Raw genomic sequence first — 3,166 nt, forward strand, 5'->3', positions numbered from 1 at the left:
CGTAAACGTAAAATGTTCGTCAGACTGCTGGGTAATAATCCAGTCAGAACCTTGAAAACTGCATAAGTAACGCGAAATTAGCAGGTAGACATAGACATTACTGTTAGTAATGAAAGTGTTCATCATGTAAACACCAATTGTTTGAGTGGTCAAGCTAATAAGGGCTTACGGTGGATACCTAGGCACACAGAGGCGATGAAGGACGTGGTTACCGACGATATGCTCCGGGGAGTTGGAAGCAAACATTGAGCCGGAGATTTCCGAATGGGGCAACCCTTAATACTACCTGCTGAATATATAGGCAGGAGAGAGCCAACCCAGCGAACTGAAACATCTTAGTAGCTGGAGGAAGAGAAATCAATTTAGAGATTCCCTAAGTAGTGGTGAGCGAAAGGGGAAGAGCCTAAACCAAAGGGTTTACCTTTTGGGGTAGTGGGACAGCGATATCGAATCTAGCGGTTAGGCGAAGCAGCTAAATACTGCACCAAAGAAGGTGAAAGTCCTGTAGTCGAAAACTTAAGGATAGTAGCTGAATCCCGAGTAGCATGGGGCACGAGGAATCCCATGTGAATCAGCGAGGACCACCTCGTAAGGCTAAATACTACTGTGTGACCGATAGTGAACCAGTACCGCGAGGGAAAGGTGAAAAGAACCCCGGAAGGGGAGTGAAATAGAACATGAAACCGTAAGCTTACAAGCAGTGGGAGGACGATTTAACGTCTGACCGCGTGCCTGTTGAAGAATGAGCCGGCGACTTATAGGCACTGGTAGGTTAAAGCGAGAATGCTGGAGCCAAAGCGAAAGCGAGTCTGAACAGGGCGATAATCAGTGTTTATAGACCCGAACCCTGGTGATCTAACCATGGCCAGGATGAAGCTTGGGTAACACCAAGTGGAGGTCCGCACCGACCGATGTTGAAAAATCGGCGGATGAGTTGTGGTTAGGGGTGAAATGCCAATCGAACCAGGAGCTAGCTGGTTCTCCCCGAAATGTGTTGAGGCGCAGCGGTAACGATTATATCTGGGGGGTAAAGCACTGTTTCGGTGCGGGCTGGGAGACCGGTACCAAATCGAGACAAACTCTGAATACCCAGAGCACACGTTGCCAGTGAGACGGTGGGGGATAAGCTTCATCGTCAAGAGGGAAACAGCCCAGACCACCAGCTAAGGTCCCCAAATCATCGCTAAGTGATAAAGGAGGTGAGAGTGCTAAGACAACTAGGAGGTTTGCCTAGAAGCAGCCACCCTTGAAAGAGTGCGTAATAGCTCACTAGTCAAGCGCTCTCGCGCCGAAAATGAACGGGGCTAAGCGATGTACCGAAGCTGTGGGATTGATCTATCGATTAATCGGTAGGGGAGCGTTCCGTCGTAGGTAGAAGCAGTAGCGGCAAGCAGCTGTGGACGAAACGGAAGTGAGAATGTCGGCTTGAGTAGCGCAAACATTGGTGAGAATCCAATGCCCCGAAACCCTAAGGGTTCCTCCGCCAGGTTCGTCCCCGGAGGGTTAGTCAGGTCCTAAGGCGAGGCCGAACGGCGTAGTCGATGGATAACGGGTTAACATTCCCGTACTGACTTAGAGTTGTGCAGAGGGACGGAGAAGGTGAATGTCAGCCGGATATTGGTTCCCGGTTCAAGCGTCAAGATGTTGAGAGACGGAGAAAACGTCTTGAGTTGAGGCGTGAGTACGACCTACTACGGTGGGGAAGTGGCATAATCTAGCTTCCAAGAAAAGCTCTAAACACGTTAACTCTAAGTTACCTGTACCCGAAACCGACACAGGTAGGGAGGTTGAGAATACCAAGGGGCGCGAGATAACTCTCTCTAAGGAACTCGGCAAAATGGCCCCGTAACTTCGGAAGAAGGGGTGCCCACTGTAACAGGTGGGTCGCAGTGAAGAGATCCAGGCGACTGTTTACCAAAAACACAGGTCTCCGCAAAGTCGAATGACGCAGTATGGGGGCTGACGCCTGCCCAGTGCCGGAAGGTTAAGGAAGTCGGTCAGGGGGAAACCTTGAAGCTGGCGACCGAAGCCCCGGTGAACGGCGGCCGTAACTATAACGGTCCTAAGGTAGCGAAATTCCTTGTCGGGTAAGTTCCGACCCGCACGAAAGGCGTAACGATCTGGATGGTGTCTCAGAGAGAGACTCGGCGAAATAGGAATGTCTGTGAAGATACGGACTACCTGCACCTGGACAGAAAGACCCTATGAAGCTTTACTGTAGCCTGGAATTGTGTCCGGGCTTCGCTTGCGCAGGATAGGTGGGAGGCGTTGAGATATTCCTTGTGGGGAATATGGAGCCAACGGTGAGATACCACTCTGGCGAAGCTAGGATTCTAACCCGCTCCCATTATCTGGGAGGGGAACAGTTTCAGGTGGGCAGTTTGACTGGGGCGGTCGCCTCCTAAAAGGTAACGGAGGCGCGCAAAGGTTCCCTCAGCACGCTTGGAAACCGTGCGGCGAGTGTAAAGGCATAAAGGGAGCTTGACTGCAAGAGTGACATCTCGAGCAGGTACGAAAGTAGGCCTTAGTGATCCGACGGCGCAGAGTGGAATGGCCGTCGCTCAACGGATAAAAGTTACTCTAGGGATAACAGGCTGATCTCCCCCAAGAGTCCACATCGACGGGGAGGTTTGGCACCTCGATGTCGGCTCATCGCAACCTGGGGCGGAAGTACGTCCCAAGGGTTGGGCTGTTCGCCCATTAAAGCGGTACGTGAGCTGGGTTCAGAACGTCGTGAGACAGTTCGGTCCATATCCGGTGCAGGCGCAAGAGCATTGAGAGGAGCCTTCCTTAGTACGAGAGGACCGGGAAGGACGCACCGCTGGTGTACCAGTTATCGTGCCAACGGTAAACGCTGGGTAGCCAAGTGCGGAGCGGATAACCGCTGAAAGCATCTAAGTGGGAAGCCCACCTCAAGATGAGTGCTCTCACTACTAAAAGTAGGTAAGGTCACGGGCAGAACACCCGTTCATAGGCGGTAGGTGGAAGTGCAGTAATGTATGTAGCCGAGCCGTGCTAACAGACCGAGGGCTTGACCTCTACATAATTCGTAATTCGTAATTCGTAATTCGTAATTATGAATTACTGGTTATGAAAACATTTGGTTTCGCGTTACTGTGCAGTCTTCAGGGTTGCTGTTAAGTTCGTCATTTCTAATTCTTCAATT

General features: G+C 51.3%; 1 rRNA gene. It reads left to right on the forward strand.

Annotated features, from left to right (window positions below):
- Window positions 1-147: 147 nt before the first annotated feature.
- Window positions 148-3,039, forward strand: a 23S ribosomal RNA gene (locus IQ246_RS29235).
- Window positions 3,040-3,166: the final 127 nt, after the last annotated feature.

The sequence above is a fragment of the aff. Roholtiella sp. LEGE 12411 genome, from assembly GCF_015206995.1.
GTDB lineage: Bacteria > Cyanobacteriota > Cyanobacteriia > Cyanobacteriales > Nostocaceae > Komarekiella.